Origin of the sequence: Nonomuraea antimicrobica, from assembly GCF_039536965.1 — a bacterium.
Taxonomy (GTDB): domain Bacteria; phylum Actinomycetota; class Actinomycetes; order Streptosporangiales; family Streptosporangiaceae; genus Nonomuraea; species Nonomuraea antimicrobica.
Genome location: NZ_BAAAZP010000027.1, coordinates 19,451 through 42,050, shown reverse-complemented (window position 1 = coordinate 42,050; position 22,600 = coordinate 19,451). Strand labels below are relative to the sequence as shown.

The window sequence follows — 22,600 nt, the reverse complement described above, 5'->3', positions numbered from 1 at the left end:
GGACGTGTCGGGACGGTCCTTCAGATCGGCGAGAAGGCTACGGGCGTGCTGGGCAACCCACGCACCATCAGGGCAGGCGGTCACGCCCAGCACGTGCACGAACCGAGTGCCGACCTCCACCCCGGCGCAGCGTCACGGTGCCCACCGTGAAGAAGTCACAGGCCAGCGTGCTCGCGGCATCGCGCAGGAAATCGCGCCAACGGTCGTCCGCACGTCGCGGCGCGGGACCCAAGCGCGCCCGTTTCAGGATGCGTCGCACTGTTCACCCGATGACCCAGATGCCGCAGTTCGCCGCGGATGCGCTCGTAACCCCAGCGAGGATTCTCCCGCGCCAGCCTCTGAACCAACGCCACGACCGCCGAATCGGTCGCAGGCCGTCCCATCCCCCGGTCCGGGCAGGTCCAGTGACGCGCGACCAGACGCCGATGCCAGCGCAGCAGCGTCCCCGGCGTCACCAGTCGATGGGCGCGCTGCGCCGCCGGCAGTCCCCGAGCCAGCGCGGACAACACCGCCCGATCCGCCCACGACAGCCTCGAACGGCCCACCTGACGGCGCAGCACTGCCACCTCATGCCGCGGTACGAGGATCTCCAAGGCCTTGGACACGTCGCCACGAGCCAGCAGTGTCAACCAGCCCACGACGCGGCAGAAGATCAAATAGAAGAGACGGAGCGCCACGAGCCTCGAGCATGCCCGACACTGACCACCACTTCGAGCAGGAAGCCGGGACAAACCCGCAGCCCACAACCGTGAACGGAGTATTGACACCCTTCACGTCGATCGGCCCCATGGGAAGTCAATGGGAACGGGCACGTACGGGCTGATATAACGCAGGGTTGGCCGTGCTTGAGACTGCATCACGGGTCCGTGGCCTGCCGGGCGCGGAGAGCCCGGAGCTTGTGGCGGTTGCCGCAGCGCTCCATCGCGCACCAGCGCCGGGCGCCGGGGCGGGACGTATCGACGAACACCAGCGGGCAGTTGTCGCTCGCGCACTCGCGAATGCGCCCGGACAGCGGCCCGGACAGCAGCTCGATCATCTCCCGCGCCAGCGTCGACAGCGCCTGCGCTGCCCGCACCGGCGGCGCCCACCCCGCAGTCGTGCCGTCGGCGACGAGTTCGGGGATCAGCGGCGCCGCGGCCGCAGCCCGGTTGATGGTCGCGACAGTCTCGGCGAGGAGAGGGCGACGCGCCGCCTGGGCGTGCGCCGCATCCCAGATCGCCTGGCGCAGGGTCTTGGCCGCGCTCAGCTCGCGGGCCGTCACGGGGACCGTCATGAACGCGCCCAGCGGCGGCTGGGCCAGCCATTCGCCGAGGTCGGCAGGCTCGTGAAGGGTCTCGAACACCGCGTATTGGCCCTCGCCGCCGGTGTGGGCGAAGTCCAGGCAGACGGCGCCGGCGTCGAACCGGAACGACCCGCCCTTGGGGTCATGCAGCACTCGTCCGGTTGCATTCGCTCGCATGAAACCATTATAACTGGTTTCGCACGAAACCGCTTTAACCGGTTCAATCCTCAAAGGAGCAAGCGCATGAGTGTACGGCACATCAACCCCGAGGGGCTCCATCGCAGCCCGGCTTTCAGCCAGGCCGTCGTGGTCGAACAGTCGGCGAAGACGATCTACGTCGGCGGGCAGAACGGCGTCGACGCCGACGGTAAGGTCGTCGGTCCCACGGTTGGGGAGCAGGCCAGGCAGGTGTTCCGCAACCTTGCGACCATCTTGGAGAGCGAGGGGGCGAGCTTGGCGAACATCGTGCACTGGCGCATCGCCGTGGTGGATGGCCACACGTTCGACGAGGGTGTCGCCGCCTTCCAGGAGGTGTGGAACCGGGCTGACCCGCCGCCGGCCATCACGGTCCACGTCGTGGCCGGGTTGGGGCCCGGGTTCCTCGTCGAGATCGACGCCGTCGCCGTCGTGTGATGCCCCGGGGGGCTGCTGCTCCGGGGCGGGACTATTCACCCGGTCGTCGGGTTGGCCCGATTTAGATGCCGGGTGCGACCCAACAGCGACGACCGGGGGGAGGCCATCCGTCATCCTGCGCTCTGTGGACCCTGTGGCGGTAGATGCCGTCCGGGCGGCGGTCGAGCCGCTGGTCCCCACCCCCGGCCCCGTACCCATCCGCCTGGCGTGGGGCGATGGCGGTTACTCCGGCAAGCTCGTGGGCTGGGCCCGCACCCGGCTGCGGCTCATGGCGGCGTTCGTGAAACGATCCGACACCGCCGTAAGTGCTGCCCCGACGCTGGATTGTCGAACGCACGCCGTTCCGGCCTGGATCGCCCGTCACCGCCACTGCATCCGCGGCTACGAAAGATCACGAAGCCATGGTCCACTCGACCATTAACGAAACATCGGATCATGACAAACGTATCTGATGCACCACTTTCCGGGCGGAGCGCCACCAAGCCGCCCGCCCCTGTCTGGCCGATCGTCGGCCTGGTCTGTCTGGCGCAGTTCATGATGGTCCTCGACGTGTCAATCGTGAACGTCGCGCTGCCCGCCATGGAATCCGCCCTCCGCCTAGGCGCCGAAGGGCTGCAATGGGTGGTCAACGGCTACATCCTCACCTTCGCCGGGTTCCTGCTGCTAGGCGGCCGGGCGGCCGACCTCTACGGACGCAGGCGCACCTTCATCGCGGGCCTGGCCGTGTTCGCGATCGCCAGCCTGGCCGGCGGGCTCGCCACCACGCCGGAGCTGCTCATCGCCGCGCGGGCGATCCAGGGGCTCGGCGCGGCCGTGGTCGCCCCCGCCACGCTGACGATCCTGACCACCTCGATCCCGGCCGGGGCGACACAGGCCAAGGCCATCGCCACCTGGGGCGCGGTCGGGGCGGCCGGCGGGGCGGTGGGGTCGCTCGCCGGCGGGCTGCTCACCGACTACCTGTCGTGGCGCTGGATCCTGCTGATCAACGCGCCGATCGGGGTGATCGCGATCATCGCCGCGCTGCGCCTGCTCGCCGAGAGCCGCGACCTCGGCACCCGCAGGCTCGACCTGACCGGTGCGATCACGGTGACGGTGGGACTGTCGGCGCTGGAGTTCGGGGTGCTGCAGACCCCCGCGTACGGCTGGGGTTCGGCGCGCGCGCTGATCCCGATGATCGTGGGCGTGCTGGCGCTTGCCACGTTCGTCCTGGTGCAGGCCAGGTTCGCGCCGGCGCCGCTGATGCCGCTACGGGTCTTCCGGGCCCGCTCGGTGTCCGGCGCGCTCCTCGTGCAGTTCCTGCTGGGCGCCGCGGGCTTCGCGGTCTGGTACTTCCTGTCTCTCTACATGCAGCAGGTACTGCACTACAGCGCGCTCCAGGCGGGCCTGGCGTTCCTGCCGCACACCCTCGCCATCATCGTCGCCTCCAAGGCCACGCCGCGGCTGGTCGCCCGGGTCGGCCTGCGTCCGCTACTGGCCGCAGGCGCGCTGATCTCGGCGGCGGGTTTCGCCTGGCAGGCCACGATCACGCCAGAGAGTGGCCTGCTCACCGGCATCGTGCTGCCGGGCGTGCTCATCACCGGCGGGATGGGCCTCAGCTCCGCGCCGATCGCCATGGCCGCCATGGCCGGGGTCGGCCCGGGCGAGGCGGGGCTGGTCTCCGGCATCCTCAACTCCTCCCGCCAGATCGGCGGCTCGCTCGGCCTGGCCGCGCTGACCACCCTTGCCGCCGCCCACACCGGCACGCCGACCTCCGGGTACGCCCTGGCGTTCGGGGTCTGCGCCGGCGTCGTGGCCGCCGGGGCGGTCGCGGTGCTCGCTCTTCCGAAACCCCGAACGTACGTGCCTGATGCGCACGATCGTCGTCATGGGAAGTGAGGCCGGCGTCGCCGCGATCTTGCTAGTAGGCGAGGTGGTCAGTTGCTGGGAGCTCTCCGGTGGTGAACTCTGTGATCCCTAGCGGACAGGATCGGTCCGCTATCTCTGGCAGGGTGGGCGACATGGACGGGGCGAGCGGTGCCGAGCGGGGCACAACGGAGCGGGTGCTGACCCTGCTCGGGTTGTTGCAGCAGCGCCCGGTCTGGACCGGCCCCGAGCTCGCCGACCGGCTCGGGGTCACGCCGCGCACGGTACGGCGTGATGTCGAGCGGCTGTGCACGCTCGGCTACCAGGAGCACGTCGGCCAGAGTGTCGGCGGCGGCTACCAGCTCGGCCAGGGGCAGGACCTGCCGCCGCTGCTACTCGACGACGAGGAGGCGATCGCCACCGCGGTCTCGCTGCTCACAGGCGCGGGTGGCGCGCTCGCCGGCGTCGGCGACGCCGCACTCCGGGCGCTGACCAAGCTCGACCGGGTGTTGCCCACCCGGCTGCGGCACGAGGTGCGCGCGCTCCCCAGTTCGATGGAGTCCTTCGGCGCAGGCCGCACGCCGGTCGACTCCGACCGGCGCTGGTACCTCCTCGCCTACGACCTCGATCGCGACTACTGGCGCAGCTTCCGCCTCGACCGGATGACCGAGGTGTCCGCGCGCACCTGGCGCTTCCACCCACGCGCGGGAGCTGCAGGCCAAGAGCCGCCACCAGCATCCGGTCAGCCTCGGCCGCTATGTGCGGCTCGGCGAAGAGACCTCCGCCCACGTCACCGCTGAAGCCGACCCCATCCAACGCCGACGCCTCCGCTGAACTCAAGGGCCGTCGTCGCTCATGATCCGCACCGTGAGCGAATCGAGACCTTAGCCGCAGAGTCCGGTGTAACCACAGGTCAGAGCTACTTCGTTGAAGATTTCGTCATTGCTACTGAGACCCTGGCAGGCCACCGTGGACGAAGCCTCCGCCTGAGCGCTGAGCTGGCCGGCCGCGATCGCTCTGCTGGCCGACTTGACCGGCCCGCCGGCTCCGCCAACCATGCCGAGCGGGTGGTGGCCAAGGTGTTGGCAATCAGCCACGCCCGCCTTCAGAGCATCAACCCGCTTGCCGGCCACATACTGAACGTTCTGGCCTGCTTCGCCCCGGACAACTTGCTCTGAACTGTCCTGTGGCCTCCCCGACGCCGACAAACTGCAGGTCAACGAGGCTCTGGCGCTGTTAGCCTCCTACAGCTTGATCACTCTCACCTTCGATTCAGGGCAGGATGCCAGCTGCGAGCGTGCGGACCTGGTCAGCGTGCACCGGCCCATCCAGAGCGTCAGACGTACGCGCCGCGCAGAGCCGCATCCAGCGACGCCGGATCCTCCATGTCCGCGCAGACAGGACCGCGTCGCCCTTCTTCAGCGTGAGCGCTTCCGGCTTGATCTGGTTGCCGGACAAGCGCTGCCGGTTGAGGCCGACGAATGCATCGGGCTCCGCTTCACACCCGGGCTTCACACCCGGGCTTCCCGCCCTGTGCGGAGCGCCGGGTCCTGTCAAAGGCGGTGGGCCTGCTCGGCGACCCGGCGGCCGAGGTGTTCGGCCGTCCGGAGGTCCGAGTCGTGCATCAGCTCCGGCCCCTCGTCGATGTTCGAGGCCGCCGCCGCTCCCAGCCAGAAGCCGAGCCGGTTGAGCGCGTTCTCGTCGGAGGTGCTGGAATTCCACCCGGACAGCAACCCGAGACTGACCCAGAGCATGCCGTGCTGGGCCGCCAGCAGCGCCATGTACTCCAGCGTGTGCAATTTGTCCCCGCTCTTGGACCCCGAATTCGTGAACCCCGCGGCCAGCTTGTCCGTCCAGGCCCGCTCCGTCCAGCGCTGCACCGAGTCCCGGGCGAACGTGTGGAACTGCGGGCTGGCCGACCCCATGTACGTGGGCGACCCGAACACGATGGCGTCCGCCGTGTCCAGCAGCGACCATTCCTGTTCGGTGATGCCGTCCACCGAGACCAGCTCCACTTTGGTGCCGTCCACGGACGCCGCTCCCGCGCGTACCGACTCGGCCAGTCGGGCCGTGTGCCCGTACCCGCTGTGGTAGGCCACCACCACCAGCGGCGACTCGTTCTTCATTGCGATTCCTTTCGTCACGACGTACGCGCACAGCTTGGCCGCCACGGTCCCCTCGCGGACCGGCCGTTCGGGTGGGCCTGCCCACCCGAACGAGTGGGCGGACCAGGGGAAGGGACCTACTACCATCGGGGCCATGGCAGAGCCGTGGTCGGCCGCTCTGACGGCGGCGCTGAGGGTGGTGCGGGCGCCGCTCGACGGCGTTCTGCCGGAGTTGTCGACCGTGCTGTCCACCCTGGTGCCGCACCAGGGGCTGGTGTTGTTCACCGGGGACTGCCTGCTGATGTCCCCGCTGCTCATCCACGGGATCGACGGGGTGAGCGCCGACGAGGTGAGCCGCCTCGTCCCCCTGGTGGCCGTCGATCGTCCTTGGTTCGGCCCGTTCACGCTGGCGGGGGTCGAGCGGCCGGTGTTGGCCGTGGCCGTCAAGCCGCCGAAGACCACGGGCGGTCTGCTCGCCGTCGTCACGACCGGCACCGGCCCACCGGAACCTGACGTGCGGGAGATCGTGACGAAGCTCGTCGAGCTGACGACCGTGCACCTGGCCGACCGCGTGTCACACGCCGAGCCGCATGACGTGACGGGCCCGTCTGTCACGGCCGTCGAGGACCTCGCCGACGCCCACGCCGCGACGCTGACCTCGCTGCTCGGCGTCCTGCGGTCCAGGCGACTCGACGACGCCGCGGCCCGGCGAGTCGCGGTCCAGTTGGCCGTGCCCGCGCTCCTGGAGGCCAGGGCGGGCGGCGAGCGCGACGTGGGGGAAGAGTCGGCGGGCCGAGCGTTCGACCTGCTGGCGGAGAAGCTCTCCGTGCTCACCCGCTATCACGATCTCAGGCTGGAGCTGGCGGGGCCGGAACAGCGTGACAGGCGGTTGCCAGGGGAGGTGGCCAGGGCGGCCAGGTCCGTGGTACGGGGCGCGGTGCTGGCGATACTGCAGCACGGCGGGCTAAGCCGGGTCAGGCTCACCTGGGAGGTGACAGATTCGCTGCTGCGGGTGACCGTACGCGATGACGGGCCCGGCTCGCTGGCGACCGACGCCCTGTCAGTGCACCGGCTGCGCGACCGGGTGGCGGTGCTGGGCGGAACGCTCGACGTGGACGCGGTCCCGGGCTGGGGCACGACGATCACCGCAGACCTTCCGTTCGGTCCGGTACGCCCCCAGCCCCCGGGCCCACTGGACGCCCTCAACCCGCGCGAACGCGACGTCCTTGAGCAACTGGCGCTCGGCCACCCTAACCGGGTGATCGCCACCCGGCTGAGCATCAGCGAGAACACGGTCAAGTTCCACGTCGCCAACATCCTCAGCAAGCTCGGCGTGAGCTCGCGCGGGAAGGCCGCCGCCCTGGCCCATGGTCGCACCCCATGACAGCTGACCCGGGTCAAGGCGTTGGCCTGGATGACGGCCAGCAGGGCCGCCACTCGGTACAACTCGGTCAACTCGTCGCCGGACGTGGTGTGCATCTGCTGTCGACGAGCGTAGAGGTCGAGGCGCGCGCCCAGCAGCACCGCGCCATCCTCGACCTGGTGCCTGTTTCACGCCGAAGGCCGCCGGTACTAGCGAGTCGTGACAACTGCGTAGCGGATCTGAAATATAACTCTCAGCTACTTTTCTTCCGGTGGCAGCAACCCGAGCGGCGGGCCGGGTAACTTTCGCTGTCACCAACTCGACGTTCCCCGCCCTGGTTGTCGCAGTCAGAGCAGGCTATGCCATAAGCACATAAACAGTGCATTTGGGTATTCTAAGCCGTCGTGGAATTTGTTGGGCATCTTGCCATCGTGGTCATTCTCCTTGTCGTGGTGCTGTGGTGGCTGTTGGCTTTCGTCGCCGCGGGTTTCGGCGTCAGCGTCGGCGTCACCGTCGCGCGGCACGGCGCTCGGGCATGGTGCAAGCCCGGCCTCTGGGCGCGGCTCGCTGTCGCCTCCGCGCTGGGTTGCACAGCCGTCGTCGGCTACGGGCTGATCGCCATGGAGGGCTTCGGCAAGCTGGATTCTGACGACCCCTGCACCATCGACGACGACCTGATGGGTAATCACCCGCTCATGGAGTGGCCGCTGAGCGACACGAGCTGCGGCGGCTACGAATCCGTGCCTGCCTTCGTTAACCCGGCGATCTGTCTGCTGGGCATGCTGTTTTGCGCGTTCATGGTGGTGATGGTCATGACCCGGCGCAAGTTCAAGCGAAGGCCCTCGCCTGAACTTGATCAGACTGCTTAACGAGCAAAGATCGAGATCTGACGCTGGTGGGGCCAGAACTCATGCGTGATCAAGGCGCCGTTGCGGCTGTTGATCGTCTCGCCGCCAGAGCGCTGGTACTTGTCGTAGCCGAGATGGTCGGTGATCTCACCTTCCAGCGCGGACTCCAGCACCAGCTTGGTCAGCCGGCCCAGCAGTCCATTCTCGCCGACCGGTTCCACGCCCTCGGCGCGGGCCTGATCGACAGTCCTGGGGAAATTTCCAACGGATTTGCCTGACCCGCGACGATGCGCGGCCTGGTGAACTGAGATTCGTTTCGTCCTACGGTGAAGGCGTGAGTGACGACAAGCCGGTGTTCGGGTACGGCGCGGGCGGCCGGCCGCTGTGGGACTGTGCGGGATCGGGACGCTGAGGTCATCCGGACGTTGCTGCGCAAACCAGGTTGGGCGGGAGTTCAGCGAACACCATGACGGGTTCGTCGTCGAGGGCGGTGGCGATGGAGCGCCGTTCCGGGGCGCTTGCACCGACGATGCCGCTTGCTGTTCGTAAGCTCATCGTCGCTTGCCGGTAGAAGCCCGGTCCGGGTAACTACCATGAGGCCCGGTAGCAGGCTGGCGGTTTCGTCTGGAAACGGGTGGGTCGAAGCCCAGCGTCAAAGACCCTTTCGTGGTTGAGCGACGGTGCGGTCTGTAGCATGAAGCAAAGCCTGCGGCGTCCATCTCCTGTCGGTGTCGTACCCCGGCTGTACTGTGTCCGCCATGTCAGAGCGTGAGACGTCCGTGGTGTCAGCGCCGTTCGGCCACGTGAAGGAGTGGGGCCTGCGATGGGCTTGGCGGTCGACCGGGGAGTTAGCGTCCATGCCTCTCGGACAGCGACCGCCTGATACTGAGGGAAGCTCGGTATTCGCGGTTGCCACCACAGTCCTCGACGGCCGGCCCGTTGTCGTCTCCGCCTCCCGCGACGGCTCGCTACGGCTGTGGGACCTCGCCACCAGGCAGCAGATCGGCAGCCCGCTCACCGGGCATACGGGCCCGGTGTACGGACTTGCCACCGCAACGCTCGACGGTCGGCCAGTCGCCGTCTCTGCCAGCAACGACAAGTCGGCACGGGTGTGGGACCTCACCACGGGCCGGCAGATCGGCGGCCCGTTCACGGCGCACGATGCGATCGTGCGGGGGATCACGACGACCACGCTCCACGGCCGGCCGGCGGCGGTCATTGGCGGCTTCGACGGCACGGCGCGGGTGTGGGACCTGGCCACCGGCGAACAACTCGGCGAGCCGTTCACCGGTCACGCGTACATGGCGAAGCATGTGGCCACGGCCGAGCTCGACGGCCGGACGGTGGTGGTGTCGAACGGCTCTTTCGGGGAGATACGGGTATCGGATCTGGCCACCGGCGAACAGCTCGGTGAACCGTTCACCACTCATAAGGACACCGTGTCCACCCTGGCCACGACCACGCTCCACGGCCGGCCGGTGGCCGTCACCGGAGGCCACTACGACGGCACGGTGCGGGTGTGGGACCTGGCCACCCGCCAGTTGATCGGAGAACCGTGGGTGGGCCACGAGCGGGGGGTGGACGGTGTCGCCTTCACCACGCTCGACGGCCGGCCGGTGGCGGTCACCGCGGGCACCGACCGCACCGTGCGGCTCTGGGACTTCACCACCGGACAGCAGCTTCACGTCTTCACCGGGCACACCGACTTCGTGTGGTCGGTCGACCTGGCCATGCTCAACGGTCGGCCGGTCGCCGTCACGGGCAGCAGTGACGGCACGGTGCGGGTATGGGACCTGCGGTTCGGGCTGGAGGCCGCGGAGTCCCCCGTCGACTACCGCCGGCAGGTGCGGGCGGTGACCACTACCGTGGTCGACGGACAACCCGTGGTGGTCACCGGCGGCGACGACCACAGCGTCCGCCTGTGGGACCTGACCTCGGGCAAGCCGTTCGGGCAGCCGCTCATGGGGCACGACGGACCGGTGCGGACGCTCGCCACCGCCGTCGTCGACGACCGCGCCGTTGCCGTCACCGGCGGCGACGACTGCACCGTCCGCATCTGGGACCTGGCCGCAGGCAAGCAACTCGGCGCTCCGCTGACCGGCCACACCGCCGCCGTCCGCTCGGTCGCCACCACTTCGGCCACCGGGCAGCCCCTGGCCGTGACCGCCGGCACCGACAAGACCGTGCGGGTGTGGAACGTCGCCACCGGCGAGCAGATCGGCGCGCCCGGCGTCAGCCACCGCCGCTGGGTCCGCGCCGTGGACACCGCGATGCTCGACGGCACACCCGTCTCCGTGGCCGGGTCCTTCCACGGCGGCCTCCAGGTCCGGGAGCTGGCCACTAACCGGCAGATCAGCACCTCTTCCCCTCGACGCCACGGCCCGCCCGTGCAGCAGCTCGCCACCACCGTGGTCGGCGGTCAGCCGGTCGCCCTCACCACGAGCGATGTGAACTGGAACTGGGGAGAGGACGTGCCGGTGAAGCTGTGGGAGGTGACCACCGGCCGGCACCTCGGCGACCTGCCGGCCGTCAACGTGCAGGCGCTCACGGCGGCATCGGTGTGCGGTCACCCCGTTGCCGTCACCGCCAGCGGCCGTGCGGTGGAGGTGTGGGACCTGACCACCCACCGGCAGATCGGTCCCCGCCTTTACCTCCCCGACGCCGCAACAGCCATTGCCGTGGACGAGGCCGGGCACATCGTCGTCTGCTTCCGCAGCGGCATCGCCGTGTTCAGGGGCGAGTAGGAGCCACGCAGAGAGTGCAGTTTGGTGTCACATGATGTGACGCCCCGTGGGTGCAGGTCGAATGACGGGTTGGGGGTGGAATCGGTCGATTACGCCCCCACGGCCAGATCCAATCGGGCCGCGTTCCGCCACCTGCGGAAACGGTACGCCAGTCCGATGGGATCCGATTCAGGCTTCCTCCAGGACCGATCGGAGGTGGCCTTTGTCGTGGATCAGCATCCGGTCGGTGCATTCGGCCCGGACGGTGCGCACCCAGCGCTCGGCGTAGCAGTTGGCTCGGGGTGTCCGCGGCGGCGTCTTCATCACCGTGACACCCTCACCGGCGAAGACCTCATCGAAGACGGCGGTGAACTTGGCATCTCGATCACGGATGAGGAACCGAAACGAGCCGGCCCTCCCTTCGAGGTTCATGAGCAGGTTGCGGGCCTGCTGGGCCGTCCACGCGCCGGTGGGGTTGGCGGTCACGCCCAGGATGTGAACGCGCCGCGTCACCACCCCTATCACGAACAACACGTACCGGCGTTTCACGAAAATCGTGTCAACGTGGAAGAAGTCGCAGGCGAGCAGCCCTTTCGCTGGCAGGCGTAGAAACGTCCGCCAGGAGGTGTCGAGGCTTCGGGGAGCCGGACGGTGTCGGCGCGAACGCAGGATCCGTCGCACGGTCGCTGCACTGACCTGCAAGCCGAGGCGAACCAGTTCACCGTGTACCCGCCGATACCCCCACCTCGGGTTCTCCCGTGCCAGGCGGAGGACCAGATCCCGGACCTCCTTGCTCGTTCCGGGATGGATAGCGCGGCGGGGGTAGGTCCACGAGCGTTTGATCAAACGGCGATGCCATGCCAACAAGGTGCCCGGGGTGCCCGTTCCGCTGCTGAAGGTCAAAACCGCAGATCAAGCACCTTACGATGCGTTATGAAGCGGTCCAGTCACCTGCTCGATATGGCTCCGCGCCTGCTGCGGGCAGCCATCCGTCTCGCCATACACGGCCTGCCGTTCCGCCGCCGACAGGCCCTTCGTACGCCTCTCGCGTGCCTCAGCACGCCGGGCCACGGAAGGGCGGTCCAGAGCGACATGGTAACCGTACAGACGGGCTATCTCCGGTTCGACGACACCGTAGCGGCGGCGGCTCCAAGTCGTCCGCCGTGACATCCTTCAGGCCTGGCCGGAGGGGAGACAGGTGACCGTACCCGGCAAGGCCGACGCGGAGCCGTCCAGCGTGGTCATGAGCCGAGGATGCGGGACATCCAGCTTAGGACGGCTTCGTGGGCGGCGCGGCTGATCGTGGTGTGGGCGAACTGGCCGAAGCCGTGGAAACCCCCGGCCCAGACGTGCAGCTCGCACCGGCCGCCCGCCGCCCAGATCCGGGAGGCGTAGTCTACGTCCTCGTCGCGGAAGACCTCCGCGGAGCCGACGTCGATGAAGGCGGGCGGGAGGCCGGACAGGTCCGTGGCGCGGGCCGGGGCGGCGTACGGCGAGACGCCGGCGGTGCCCTTGGCGTCACCGAGCAGGGCCGTCCAACCGATGACGTTGTGCTGCCGGCTCCAGATGAGTACGTCGTCGTACTGGAGAGTGGAGACGGTCTGGTCCCGGTCGTCGAGCATGGGGCACAGGAGGAGCTGACCGATGAGGTGCGGGCCGCCGCGGTCGCGGGCGAGCAGCGCCACCGCGGCCGCCAGGCCACCGCCCGCGCTCCCGCCCATGACGAGGATGCGCTGTGCGTCTATGCCCAGTTCGGCGGCGTGTTCGGCCACCCAGGCCAGCCCCGCGTAGCAGTCCTCGACCGGCGCGGGGTGCGGGTGCTCGGGCGCCAGCCGGTACTCCACCGTCACGACGGTCACGCCGAACCGCTCGATCCAGAGCGGGAACGCCTCGGCCCCGAGGAACCGGTCGCCGATGATCATTCCGCCGCCGTGGATGTAGTAGACGCAGGGTGTCGCCTGCGCCGCGTCCGGCCGCCGGACCACCGACAGCGTCACCTCCGGTGCGCCCTCGGGGCCGGGGACGGTCAGCTCGACATGCTCCAGACCGGTGGCTGAGACGATCTCCTCGATGGGCCTGCCGAAGGACGGCGTGTTCGCGCGGATCTCCGCGATCCGATCGAGACCGAGGTCCAGGGCGGAGGCGAGGCCGGCCGTTTCGAGGCAGGCGGCGAGCTCGGGGTCGTAGGGCGGTCGTACGCGTGACATGGCTGCCTCCAGGCGGACATCAGGTGGTATGCGGCAAGTGTGCTCCCGTGGCCACACGGTCGTGACCGCCACCGCGGCGCGGATTCGTACGGTCACCCGCCAAATGGCGGTCAGCCGGTCTCGTCGTAGCCGAACATGGTGGTCGTCAGGCAGTGGGCGGCGAGGTCGAGGGCGAGCCGGAGCCGTCCGGTCGCTCCACGGACGTCGTAGCCGAGGCGGGCCGAGATCTGCTGGCACCGGGCCTGCACGGTCGAGTGGTGCACGGCGCAGAGCCCGGCGGCGGCCCGGACGCTGTCGGTGGTGGCGAGTGCGCGCAGCGTGTCGGCGCCCCAGGACTCGGCCATCACCCGGCCGATCCGCGCGACGGCCTCCTTCAGCGCCCGGTTCAGCGGGGGCGTGGAGTCGAGGCAGGCCAGCAGGCCGAGGTCGTCGGCCGACAGCACGGGGTACTGCTCCGAGGTGAGCTGGAGGGCGGCCAGCGCACCCCGCAGCGAGGGCGGCAGCGCGGTCACCGGCGAGGGCGCGCCGACGCCGACCCGGCCGTCCGCCGGAGGTTTCTCCATGAGCGGCGCGACGGTCGCGCGTACCGGTCCCGCCGAGGTCTGGACGATGGCCGTACGGGCGGGCAGCACGGCCCCGCGCGGGCCGGGCGGGCGGAGCAGGACGCGGGCGGGCGCGGTGGCCGGGAACCCCAGCGACCGGGCCGAGCGGGCCCTGACCTCCTCGGACGCGGTGGCGTCCAGCAGCACGGCGACGGCCGCGGCGGTGTCGGGCAGGCCGCCGCTCAGCCGGTCGAGCGACAGGTGCACGGCCACGGCCAGGCGTTCCAGGAGCAGCAGATCGCGGGGGGTCGCCGGACCCGCGCGCTCCACCCAGACCAGACCGCCGCCCTGGATCGGCCGGGAGAGCCAGCGGGATTCGATCTCCGCCTGCGAGGTCGTGCTTCCCATCCTGCCGCCGTCGGCGTCGACGCGGATGGCCACCTGCCGGTCAGGGTGTAGCAGGCCCGCGGGTGAGGCGGCGAAGGCCGCGGCGGCTCGTACCAGCCCTTCCAGCGGCGCGCGGCTCTCCACGAGGGCGTCGAACAGCCCGACCACCTTCAGGCTCTCCGCGGCGGCCAGATCCACCGCCGCGACCTGCGAGACCAGCTCTCTCATGACGTGCTCCAACCGACCGACCTGACGACAGGGTATGCGCGGGTCGGGCGGTCCGGGCGTGGCGGTCCGGCGCGGCCGGTGTCTCGGTCACGAACAACGCGTTCGACGCCCACGGCAGTCCGCAGCGGCTGGGACCATGACCGCCGGTGGACCCGCTCGTCCTCGCCGGACGGCCGGGGTCAGGACGCATGGCGTACGCGGTCGCGGAGCAAGACCCCGGAGACCCCGCCGCCACGGTCAGCCACGCCTGAAGGCCCGCGCCTTCTCAGCGACGGGCGCCCCGGTGGATCCCGGCGATGGCCCTGAGGATCAGGAGCGCCCGGTGCGTGGAGACGCGCACGCCAGGTGCGGCGGGTGGGCCGGGGAACCCACCGTGAGCAATCATGGCAGGGTCCCCGGTCCGACCCAACAACGACGATCATCTTGATCGCTTCCGGCCTCAGTCCGTCGGCAGGCTTTCTCACAAACGGGGGGCCTTGTGTAACCCAGCCGTTTACAGCGAGCGGTTGCTCGCGGCGGCGAACGTCGGATGGTTCTTAGGGGAGCGGCCAGTTGCGTAGGGCGGCGTCGGCCATCTCCTGGAGTTCATCGCGGCCGACGCCGCTCGCGGCTTGCACGGCGATGCCGAATGCCAAGGTGGTGACATAGCGGGCCAGGAGCCCCGGATCGGTATCGGGAGGCAGGTCGCCGTCGTCGACGGCTCGCTGGAACCGCTCTCGGACGCGGGAGCAGCCGTTGTTGCGCCAGGCGGCGAGAAGGTCACGGACTCCACGCCCGGAGTCGCTGGCGGCCAGGGCGCCCTGGACGCCCAGGCACCCGTGAGGATGGGCCGGGCGGGTGGTGGTTCGGGCGGTGCCGGCCAGGATCGCGGTGGCGACGCCGAGGGCGGTCGGCTCCTCCAGGGCTCGGGCCAGGTATGCGCTCGGGCCCTCGGTGTAGCGCTCCAGGGCCTTGCGGAACAGCTCTTCTTTGTTGCCGAAGGCTGCGTACATGCTTTTGGCGGAGATGCCCATCGCCTCGGTCAGCCTGGCCAGGCTGGCCCCCTCGTAGCCGTGCTCCCAGAAGGCCAGCATGGCGCGCTCGAGAGCATCGTCGGCGTCGAATCCTCGTGGTCGGCCGATGAGGCCGCTCTGGCTGGTCTCCACCCCCGCAGCCTACCCCTTCTGCAGCGATCGCTGCAGAAGTGCTATCGTTCGACTTCGGCAGCGATCGCTGCAGAAGTCGGAAGAGGTTACTCACATGGGACTACTTGCGGGGAAGACCGCTCTCGTCACCGGCGGCAGCACCGGAATCGGCCTGGCCAGTGCCGTACGGCTGGCAGCCGAAGGCGCACACGTGTTCATCACCGGCCGGCGCAAGACCGAACTCGACGTGGCCGTCGAAGCGATCGGCTCAGCGGCTACCGCGGTGATCGGCGACATCTCGAATCTGGCCGACCTGGACCGGCTCTACGAGATGATCCGCAGCCGGGGACGGGGCCTGGACGTCCTGTTCGCCAACGCCTCCGTCGCCGCATTCGTGCCGCTTGAGCAGATCACGCAGGAGCACTTCGACACCCTCTTCGGTATCAACGTCCGGGGCACGCTGTTCACCGTTCAAAAGGCGCTGCCCCTGCTCAACGACGGCGCCTCGGTGATCTTGAACGGCTCCACCAACGTGGACGTCGGCACGGAGGCGTTCGGCGTGTACGCGGCGACCAAGGCCGCCACCCGATCGTTCGCCCGGACCTGGGCCAACGAACTCAAGGGACGCGGCATCCGGGTCAACACCATCACGCCCGGCCCGACCGACACCCCTGGCCTGTCGGGGCTCGCTCCCGACCCGGAACAGGCCGCCGGCCTCAAGCGGCACCTGGCCACACAGGTGCCACTGGGCCGGCTCGGGCGCCCGGAGGAGATCGCCGCCGCCGTGACCTTCCTCGCCTCCGAACAGAGCAGCTTCATCACCGGTTCGAGCCTGTACGTCGACGGCGGCCTGAACCAGATCTGAGTTCGTGGCCGCACATCCGGCGAGGATGACGCCTGGCCGGCTGGGCTCGCTCGGGCGGGCGAGCCCGGCAGCCTCGATCGCAAGCCGACCGGGCGGACAGAGGTCAGGCCCGCCGCAGCAGCGCGCAGGTGATCCAGTGCACCAGCGGCATCCTGCCGCTGGCACGGGACACGGTGCCGCAGAAGACCGCCAGCAGGAAGAGTCTGACCACCGCTCTTGTCGGCCAGTAACTCGACCTCGGCCTCATCCAATGTCCAGCACCAGTCTTGAGCGCTGCTCGGAGTTCGGGCTGCGACCCCCAGATCGGCACCCAAGCCGAGATCGGCCCCGCACCTGCACGGGCCCTGCGGAAAGTGCTCGATGATGTCGCCCTCGGCCACAGCGCGGCGTTCTCCGCCCGAAGCTCGACCACCTCGGCCGGAAGCGGCGTTCTCGGCCACGAGGGCACGTCAGAGCCCTCAGAACGCCCGAGCGCGATGAGATCGACGGCGTCGAGGAGGCGCTTGTATGGCGGTAGTGAGGCCACACGCGAATCTGCTGACCTGTTGAGCCGCCCTCATCCCTTGGCCATCGAGTCCAGCAGCCAGTTGTAGCGCAGGCGCAGTGCGCGCTCCCAGCCGCCCGCCGCGGCGCCGAGCGCGAGCGTGAAGTTGAGCCATCCCGGCAGGCGGATGGGCGAGGTGAAAGTCCCGAAGCGCTGAGTTACGGGAGGCACCTTGAAGACCACTTCGATGAGCTGCGGGATGAGGAGAAGGAGGGGGATGACGAGCAGGATCAGCGAGATGAAAGCAATCCAGCGGCTCAGTACGGGGTGCTCGCGGTCGAGGTGGGCGCGGCGCCCTTCGCCGGAGTTGCGATCCGGGATGAGCTGGTGCTCGGTCCCCCCGGCGGTGACGTAGTGGCAGCGCTTGAGGCCGAAGGCTGTCGGCGCTACTTCGATCGTGCCGCCCTGGACGGGAAAGACGGCGGGGAGTTTGGACTCGGCGTGATGCCTGCCGTCGAGGTACAGGTGGGCTTTACCTTTGCCGTCGTCGGACAGAATCCGCTGCACATGGTTGACGTCGATGGCGTAGACCACCTGCCGGCCATCGTCGTTCTTCAGCGGAAGGTAGAACAAAGCCCGGGATAGCGGCTGCCACCAGCGGAAACGCTTGAGTGTCCGCCCGTTTCCGGGCTGGACGCGTTGCACGGCGCGGCGGGTCCGCCACTTCTTGAGCATTTCAGGCTCCTTATCACCACGCGATTACGCCTCGGCGGCGTCGAGCCGACCTGGCGAGTTGGGTTCTTCATCCAGCAGGGCGATCCCCAAGCGGTCTCTGCGCGGAGCGAGAAAACAACTGACTTCGGGGCGGCGGGATGCACGGCTGCCGGACCTTGGAAAGGACCTTCTCGGTGACTGCGTCTTTTCCTGCCGCACCGCCTGTAGCTTTGTCCGATGCAATGGGGGGCTCGGCGAGCGCATGGCCTCCGCCAAAGCAGAAGAGGGCCGTCTGCGCGGCCAAAGCCGAAGACACGCCAGTCGCCACGCTCGGCTCAGAGCCGGTGGTGCGTTGACGGGTTGAGGCCGCCCTTTGTTTCTGGGGTCGGACAGCATCGACGACACGTCCTCGTTGATGGGCGAGGTTCCAGCGCTGTCCCGGTCGTTATTCTTCGTTCACGCCTGCGCGCGAGTCGTGGACAGCGTCGTGCCGGAGCGTGTCGTCGGTGTCCGTTGTCTGTTCGAGCAGGACGTTCAGGCGCTGCAGGACTCGTAGCTGTGCGGGGTTGTAGAACTCCACCAACGCGTGGGCCATCGTGATCTCGGCCAGCTCCGCTCCTCGCGGCGAATCCGCCACCGGGTCGTTCGACCACGGGTGCTCTTCCCGCATCCTGCGGACCCCTGGCAGCATCCGCTCGGCAAGCCGGTCGACCGTGGCATCGTCGGCGTTCGGGGGAAGGGCATCGAATTCGTCATCGGTGTCGTCGCGCACGGCGATCATCTGACGGAATTCCTTCATGGCCTCCTCGCTGAAAACCGTCGAATAGACCATGAGCAAGGACTGGTTTGCGTCGGAGAGGTCTCGAGAGAGGGGAGCGAATGCGGGTGGCACATGCATCGGTGCGCGATGACGCAAGATGACAGCCAGCTCCGCACGTACCCGATTGAGCCGTTCGACCGTCGCCTCCAGCTCGGCATCCAGCAGCCGGATCGCCTCGGCCGGCTCCTCGTTGGCCCGCCCCAGCGCCGCGATCTGCGACAGCGGCACCCCCAGGTCACTCAACCGTTTGATCTGCAACAGCCGGATCAGATGCGAGACCTTGTACTGCTTGTACCCGTTGGCCGCGCGCTCGGGCACATCCAGCAACCCGATCTCGTGGTAATGCCGAATGGCCTTCACCGTCGAGCCCGCGAGTTCGGCAAGTTGCCGGGTGCTCCACACCATGCTCTGACTCCCTCGTCGTCCGCGGCTGCCGGTGCGCCACGCCTCCCTTGCAACAGTCCACACCATGCCCCAAGGGCACAGTCAAAACGGCGTCCAGACGTATCGCGTGCGCCAAAGCGGACGTCGAGGCCGGGGAGGGAGAACGGCGGAGGACGGCACGTCGGAGCTGTGTGCCGGGCAGTTGTGGATGGAGTGGTGCATGCGGCCGTACATGGCGTGTTCGACGCCGGGAACGAGAAGCATGTCGAACTCCGCCCAGGCTCCGAAGCTTCTCGAACCGCTCGGTGGCCGGATGCGTGGCGCTCCTTGACCGTGCCCCAAGGGCACGCTGTTAGCTCGGTGTCAGCAAACAGCAAGATGAGGGGAGCTACGTGACCACACATCGCAGCGTGCGACGAAATCTGGCGGCGATGGCGGCGATGGGCGTCATCGCCAGTGCGTTGGCCGCGGTGCCCGCTGAGGCCGAGCCCGCGACGCAGGTGGCGTGGGGCGCGTGTCCCAAGGATGTCGTGGCCGCGGCCGCACCGTCCCCGTTGGACTGTGCCACCGTGCCGGTGCCGGTGGACTACGCCGATCCGGCGAGCGGCAAGATCGACATCGTGATCTCCCGGCTGGCCAGCAAGAATCCGAGCAAGCGGCGTGGGGTCCTGCTGCTCAACCCGGGTGGTCCGGGAGGGCCCGGATTGGCCTACCCCGGGTTCCTGGTCGCCCGAGGGCTGCCCGCGAGCGTGCAGGACAGCTATGACCTGATCGGCATGGACACCAGAGGGATCGGGCATTCGGCACCGGTGAGCTGCGGATTCACCACCAACGGGCCGTACCGTGGCAACGTCCCGCCGTACGCGGTCGACGATGCGGCGGTCGTCAAGCAGGCGGAGGTCGTCAAGGGAGTCGCAGAGAAGTGCGCGAAGAACGACGGCAAAGGCCACCTTCGCCACCTGACGACGGCGAACACGGCTCGCGACCTGGACCGGATCCGCTCCGCGCTCGGCGAGAAGAAGACCAACTTCCTCGGATACTCCTACGGCTCGTCGCTGGGAGCCGCCTACGCGTCGATGTTCCCGGAGCGGTCCGACCGGATCGTGCTCGACAGCAACTACGGCGACACCCACCTCGACTCCGACGACATGCGCCGCTACGCCCTGGGCATGGAGCAGACCTTCCCGGCCTTCGCGAAGTGGGTGGCGAAGCGGCACGACAGTTACGGCCTGGGCCGCACGCCTGAGGAGGTGCGTGCGACATACTTCAAGATCGCCGAACGCCTCGACAAGGAGCCGATACCGGGCGGCGACGGCGGCACCTTCCGGGCCGCCACGTTCGCTGCTCTCTACACCGAGTCGCAGTACGCCCCGACGGCGCAGCTCTGGCAGAGCCTGCTCACCGGCGGTCAGCCGGCGATCCCGCCCAGCCAGCCGGGTCCGTCGCCCTTTGACAACACCTGGACGGTGTTCCTGGCCGTGACCTGCAACGACGTCGACTGGCCCGAGGACGTGAAGACGTATCGCCGCGCCGTGGCCCAGGACCGCGAACAGTACCCGCTGTACGGCGCAGCCGCCGCGAACATCACGCCGTGCGCCTACTGGCCACACGAGCCGGCCGAGGCCCCGGTCAAGATAACCGACGAGGGCCCGACCAACATCCTGCTCGTCCAGAACAAGCGCGACATTCCCACCCCCCACCGTGGCGCTGAGATGCTCCGCGAGAAGCTCGGCAACCGCGCCCGCCTGGTGAGCGTAGACGCCAGCGGCCACGGCGCCTACGTCATCGGCGGCAACGCCTGCGCGTGGAACATCACCACGAGCTACCTGGTCGACGGCAAGATACCCACGCGCGACGCATCCTGCCGCGCGTCCTGAGCCGTGTCCGGGGCGGCCCATGGTTCCGACGAGCAGCCGCTGAGGCGGACGTCGAGGAGGGCCTCGCCGGTGTTCGTCCAGTCCTTGCCCCACTCCAGGCGCTCCTCGTTCTGCCGGACGCGATGCTCCTTGAGTACGGACACCGTGCCGGTGTCGAGGGCGACGCTGTCGCGCCAAGCCGCCGTGCCGCGCAGGGAAATCCCCTGCCTCACTCCACCCGGGCCGTCCATCCGGAGCCGGACCGGACCAGCCAGACCGGCCGCCAGCTCGCCCCGGGTCGTCGAAGGACGCCTCAAGCGTGATCGACGTGGCGCGGGCCGCGGATGCACCGGGGTTGCGCTGGAGCCGCTGCGCCGACGCGGTCAGCGTGTCGGTCGCCGCCTCGGCGGGCAGGCGGATGTCAAGCCGGCAACTGTCCGTGTCTCCGGGCCAGCAGGTCGCGAGATCGGTCTCGGCCAGGTTCTCCTCGCCGCGGGCCAGGGCGAGCGTGTCGGTGAGGTCGTGGTCGCCGCCCATCAGCCCGGCCCGCCCGTCGGCGAGGATGCCATCGACGTTGTAGTTCAGCCAGTCGCCGTCGCTGGCCGGCGTGCCGAAGGCGGGGCCGGTCACGGCGGGGCGCAGGGTGAGAACCGCCCGCAACCGACCACACCAAGATCACGAAAGATCAAGGCTCACCAATTTTTCATAGCAAAGCACAACTAAGGGCAGTCTGGTCTATTTGGTGAACTGTGTCCGCAAATTGACCGAATTCGCGAAATCGACCAGCGTGCATCGCTATGCTTTGGCGCGACCAAGATCTTCTCAGGATGAGGTGGACATGAGGCGACAGACCATCCGCAGGGCCGGCGTCGTGGCGTTGGCCATGACCGGGTTGCTCGGCATCGGCCTACCCGTCCAGGCCAACGCCGAGCAGCTTGCCAGCTCCTGTCTCAGCAGCTTCTGCCTGTACGAGCACGATAATTACACAGGCACCGAACAGGAGTTCCTCTTCACCTCCAACGGGTGCGTCAATGCGGGCACCCTGAACAACAAGGCCAGCTCCATGAGGAACCCCTCGGCCGGGAGGATCCAGTTCTACAACAGCGCCAACTGCGCCGGCTCCTACGGATACGTGGCGGCCCCGAGGTCGGTGGACAGCGACCTGACGAATAACGGCTTCGACAACCTGACCAGCTCCGTCAAGCGCGTCAACCCATAGCGCCTCCTGGGGCTCGGCTCCACCGCGCAGGCCGACGTGCACGCCTGCAAGTTCAGCCTCTCGGAGGAATCGACGTGCCTGTTCGGCTGGCGGGAGCGGTCGCGGCCTTGCTGACCGTGGTGACGGCCTGCTCGACGGCGGCGAGAACGAACCCCCCGGTGCCGGCACCGGGGGTGGAGGCGCGCGAGCTGTCCGTCCCCTTCGACAGGTACAACTTCTCCACAGCGGACATCATGATCCTTGAGGCCGCCGAGGATCTCCTGGTCCGCGACTGCATGCGGAAGCGGGGCATGGTGTGGGAGGTGGTGCCGCCGGGCGCGGCGGACGACCTGGAGCCGCCCAACCGCCGCCGCTACGGTGTCGTCGAACCGGAGATAGCCCGTCTGTACGGCTACCATGTCGCTCCGGACCGCCCTTCCGTGGCCCGGCGTGCCGAGGCACGTGAGAGGCGTACGAAGGGCCTGTCGGCGGCGGAACGGCAGGCCGTGTACGGCGAGACGGATGGCTGCCTGCAGCAGGCGCGGAGCCATATCGAGCAGGGGGCGCCTCCGGTCGATATGGCGCTGTTCAACAAGCTCATCACGCAGACGTTCGAGGAGTCCCAGCGCGACCCGAAGGTGCTCCAGGTCTTCCGGTCCTGGAGTGGGTGCATGCGGGCCGAGGAGCTGCGCTATGCCGACCCGCTCGCCGCCATCACCGATCAACGGTGGCTGAGCGGTGGCCCTCCCACGCAGGAGGAGATCCGCACGGCACAGGCGGATGTGCGGTGCAAGGTGAAGACCGGCCTCGTCTCCGTCTGGTCCGGCGTAGAGAAGCGCATCCAGGACAATGTCGTCCGCGCGTACCCCGCCGAGTTCCGTGCGCTGGGGGCGGCCAAGGACCAGCAGCTCGCGGCCGCCCGCCGGGTTCTCGCGGAGCAGGGCTGAGCCTGTAGGTGCCAGAAACCCACGACGCGCGCCGGCGCGGGCGCTCAT

General features: G+C 68.9%; 20 protein-coding genes and 2 pseudogenes. 10 read left to right on the top strand and 12 right to left on the bottom strand.

The genetic code is table 11. The features are described from left to right. Positions 1-155 precede the first annotated feature (155 nt). Positions 156-677: a hypothetical protein gene (locus ABD844_RS08540; protein WP_344874726.1), complete on the bottom strand. Its 522-nt coding sequence runs from the start codon at positions 675-677 to the stop codon at positions 156-158. A 179-nt stretch (positions 678-856) separates the two neighbouring features. Beyond that, complete coding sequence (locus ABD844_RS08535; protein ID WP_344874724.1) at positions 857-1,459, bottom strand: CGNR zinc finger domain-containing protein; 603 nt, start codon at positions 1,457-1,459, stop codon at positions 857-859. 66 nt (positions 1,460-1,525) lie between these two features. Here ABD844_RS08535 and ABD844_RS08530 point away from each other — a divergent pair, with 66 nt between their 5' ends. From ABD844_RS08530 to ABD844_RS08520, 3 genes and pseudogenes are all read left to right on the top strand, one after another. After that, on the top strand, positions 1,526-1,915 hold the full coding sequence (locus ABD844_RS08530) for a RidA family protein (RefSeq protein ID WP_344874722.1): 390 nt from the start codon (positions 1,526-1,528) through the stop codon (positions 1,913-1,915). 435 nt (positions 1,916-2,350) lie between these two features. Next, the gene (locus ABD844_RS08525) at positions 2,351-3,790 is read left to right on the top strand and encodes an MFS transporter (protein ID WP_344874720.1); all 1,440 of its coding nucleotides are present in this window, start codon (positions 2,351-2,353) and stop codon (positions 3,788-3,790) included. A gap of 122 nt (positions 3,791-3,912) precedes the next feature. Next, a pseudogene (locus ABD844_RS08520) lies at positions 3,913-4,464 on the top strand (helix-turn-helix transcriptional regulator); the annotation flags it as partial. A 177-nt stretch (positions 4,465-4,641) separates the two neighbouring features. Here the strand turns inward: ABD844_RS08520 and ABD844_RS08515 are convergent. Together ABD844_RS08515 and ABD844_RS08510 are read right to left on the bottom strand one after the other, a co-directional pair. Next, entirely contained in the window at positions 4,642-4,890 is a 249-nt protein-coding gene (locus ABD844_RS08515; protein ID WP_344874718.1) for a hypothetical protein, read from the bottom strand. A 420-nt stretch (positions 4,891-5,310) separates the two neighbouring features. After that, positions 5,311-5,883, bottom strand: coding sequence for a flavodoxin family protein (locus ABD844_RS08510; protein WP_344874716.1), 573 nt, complete (start codon positions 5,881-5,883; stop codon positions 5,311-5,313). A 133-nt stretch (positions 5,884-6,016) separates the two neighbouring features. On the opposite strand from ABD844_RS08510, the gene ABD844_RS08505 reads away from it, so the two are divergent. Together ABD844_RS08505 and ABD844_RS08500 are read left to right on the top strand one after the other, a co-directional pair. Beyond that, positions 6,017-7,246 (top strand): LuxR C-terminal-related transcriptional regulator, encoded by a 1,230-nt coding sequence (locus ABD844_RS08505; protein ID WP_344874714.1) that lies wholly within the window; start codon positions 6,017-6,019, stop codon positions 7,244-7,246. A 383-nt stretch (positions 7,247-7,629) separates the two neighbouring features. Beyond that, on the top strand, positions 7,630-8,094 hold the full coding sequence (locus ABD844_RS08500; RefSeq protein ID WP_344874712.1) for a hypothetical protein: 465 nt from the start codon (positions 7,630-7,632) through the stop codon (positions 8,092-8,094). 56 nt (positions 8,095-8,150) lie between these two features. Here the strand turns inward: ABD844_RS08500 and ABD844_RS08495 are convergent. Next, a pseudogene (locus ABD844_RS08495) lies at positions 8,151-8,324 on the bottom strand (transposase); the annotation flags it as partial. Positions 8,325-8,930: 606 nt separating this feature from the next. Here ABD844_RS08495 and ABD844_RS08490 point away from each other — a divergent pair. Further along, on the top strand, positions 8,931-10,817 hold the full coding sequence (locus tag ABD844_RS08490) for a WD40 repeat domain-containing protein (protein WP_344874709.1): 1,887 nt from the start codon (positions 8,931-8,933) through the stop codon (positions 10,815-10,817). 168 nt (positions 10,818-10,985) lie between these two features. Here ABD844_RS08490 and ABD844_RS08485 read toward each other — a convergent pair whose 3' ends face one another. The 4 genes from ABD844_RS08485 to ABD844_RS08470 all read right to left on the bottom strand — a co-directional run bounded on the left by ABD844_RS08485 (position 10,986) and on the right by ABD844_RS08470 (position 15,305). After that, the gene (locus ABD844_RS08485; RefSeq protein ID WP_344874707.1) at positions 10,986-11,699 is read right to left on the bottom strand and encodes a hypothetical protein; all 714 of its coding nucleotides are present in this window, start codon (positions 11,697-11,699) and stop codon (positions 10,986-10,988) included. A gap of 338 nt (positions 11,700-12,037) precedes the next feature. Beyond that, positions 12,038-13,003 (bottom strand): alpha/beta hydrolase, encoded by a 966-nt coding sequence (locus ABD844_RS08480; RefSeq protein ID WP_344874705.1) that lies wholly within the window; start codon positions 13,001-13,003, stop codon positions 12,038-12,040. A gap of 110 nt (positions 13,004-13,113) precedes the next feature. Beyond that, positions 13,114-14,160, bottom strand: a complete 1,047-nt coding sequence (locus ABD844_RS08475; protein ID WP_344874703.1) for a helix-turn-helix domain-containing protein — start codon at positions 14,158-14,160, stop codon at positions 13,114-13,116. 536 nt (positions 14,161-14,696) lie between these two features. After that, positions 14,697-15,305 (bottom strand): TetR/AcrR family transcriptional regulator, encoded by a 609-nt coding sequence (locus tag ABD844_RS08470; RefSeq protein WP_344874701.1) that lies wholly within the window; start codon positions 15,303-15,305, stop codon positions 14,697-14,699. Positions 15,306-15,399: 94 nt separating this feature from the next. Here ABD844_RS08470 and ABD844_RS08465 point away from each other — a divergent pair, with 94 nt between their 5' ends. Further along, entirely contained in the window at positions 15,400-16,149 is a 750-nt protein-coding gene (locus ABD844_RS08465) for an SDR family oxidoreductase (protein WP_344874913.1), read from the top strand. 556 nt (positions 16,150-16,705) lie between these two features. Here ABD844_RS08465 and ABD844_RS08460 read toward each other — a convergent pair. Beyond that, positions 16,706-17,368, bottom strand: coding sequence for a hypothetical protein (locus ABD844_RS08460; protein ID WP_344874699.1), 663 nt, complete (start codon positions 17,366-17,368; stop codon positions 16,706-16,708). Positions 17,369-17,792: 424 nt separating this feature from the next. Next, positions 17,793-18,572 (bottom strand): MerR family transcriptional regulator, encoded by a 780-nt coding sequence (locus ABD844_RS08455; RefSeq protein WP_344874697.1) that lies wholly within the window; start codon positions 18,570-18,572, stop codon positions 17,793-17,795. 389 nt (positions 18,573-18,961) lie between these two features. Here ABD844_RS08455 and ABD844_RS08450 point away from each other — a divergent pair, with 389 nt between their 5' ends. After that, entirely contained in the window at positions 18,962-20,428 is a 1,467-nt protein-coding gene (locus ABD844_RS08450; RefSeq protein ID WP_344874695.1) for an alpha/beta hydrolase, read from the top strand. On the opposite strand, the gene ABD844_RS08445 is transcribed toward ABD844_RS08450, so the two are convergent. After that, positions 20,374-20,640, bottom strand: a complete 267-nt coding sequence (locus ABD844_RS08445; protein WP_344874693.1) for a hypothetical protein — start codon at positions 20,638-20,640, stop codon at positions 20,374-20,376. The two genes, ABD844_RS08450 and ABD844_RS08445, sit on opposite strands and share 55 nt — an antisense overlap. A gap of 605 nt (positions 20,641-21,245) precedes the next feature. Here ABD844_RS08445 and ABD844_RS08440 point away from each other — a divergent pair. Together ABD844_RS08440 and ABD844_RS08435 are read left to right on the top strand one after the other, a co-directional pair. After that, positions 21,246-21,626 carry a peptidase inhibitor family I36 protein gene (locus ABD844_RS08440; protein ID WP_344874691.1) on the top strand — a complete coding sequence of 127 codons (381 nt, stop codon included), beginning with the start codon at positions 21,246-21,248 and terminating at the stop codon, positions 21,624-21,626. A 74-nt stretch (positions 21,627-21,700) separates the two neighbouring features. Continuing rightward, on the top strand, positions 21,701-22,552 hold the full coding sequence (locus ABD844_RS08435; RefSeq protein ID WP_344874689.1) for a hypothetical protein: 852 nt from the start codon (positions 21,701-21,703) through the stop codon (positions 22,550-22,552). Positions 22,553-22,600: the final 48 nt, after the last annotated feature.

Excerpts from the sequence above, each read along its gene's own strand:
- ABD844_RS08535 (WP_344874724.1), bottom strand. The coding sequence starts at position 1,459 with ATGCGAGCGAATGCAACCGGACGAGTGCTGCATGACCCCAAGGGCGGG.
- ABD844_RS08530 (WP_344874722.1), top strand. The coding sequence starts at position 1,526 with ATGAGTGTACGGCACATCAACCCCGAGGGGCTCCATCGCAGCCCGGCT.
- ABD844_RS08525 (WP_344874720.1), top strand. The coding sequence starts at position 2,351 with ATGACAAACGTATCTGATGCACCACTTTCCGGGCGGAGCGCCACCAAG.
- ABD844_RS08510 (WP_344874716.1), bottom strand. The coding sequence starts at position 5,883 with ATGAAGAACGAGTCGCCGCTGGTGGTGGTGGCCTACCACAGCGGGTAC.
- ABD844_RS08505 (WP_344874714.1), top strand. The coding sequence starts at position 6,017 with ATGGCAGAGCCGTGGTCGGCCGCTCTGACGGCGGCGCTGAGGGTGGTG.
- ABD844_RS08490 (WP_344874709.1), top strand. The coding sequence starts at position 8,931 with ATGCCTCTCGGACAGCGACCGCCTGATACTGAGGGAAGCTCGGTATTC.
- ABD844_RS08480 (WP_344874705.1), bottom strand. The coding sequence starts at position 13,003 with ATGTCACGCGTACGACCGCCCTACGACCCCGAGCTCGCCGCCTGCCTC.
- ABD844_RS08475 (WP_344874703.1), bottom strand. The coding sequence starts at position 14,160 with ATGAGAGAGCTGGTCTCGCAGGTCGCGGCGGTGGATCTGGCCGCCGCG.
- ABD844_RS08465 (WP_344874913.1), top strand. The coding sequence starts at position 15,400 with ATGGGACTACTTGCGGGGAAGACCGCTCTCGTCACCGGCGGCAGCACC.
- ABD844_RS08460 (WP_344874699.1), bottom strand. The coding sequence starts at position 17,368 with ATGCTCAAGAAGTGGCGGACCCGCCGCGCCGTGCAACGCGTCCAGCCC.
- ABD844_RS08455 (WP_344874697.1), bottom strand. The coding sequence starts at position 18,572 with ATGGTGTGGAGCACCCGGCAACTTGCCGAACTCGCGGGCTCGACGGTG.
- ABD844_RS08440 (WP_344874691.1), top strand. The coding sequence starts at position 21,246 with ATGAGGCGACAGACCATCCGCAGGGCCGGCGTCGTGGCGTTGGCCATG.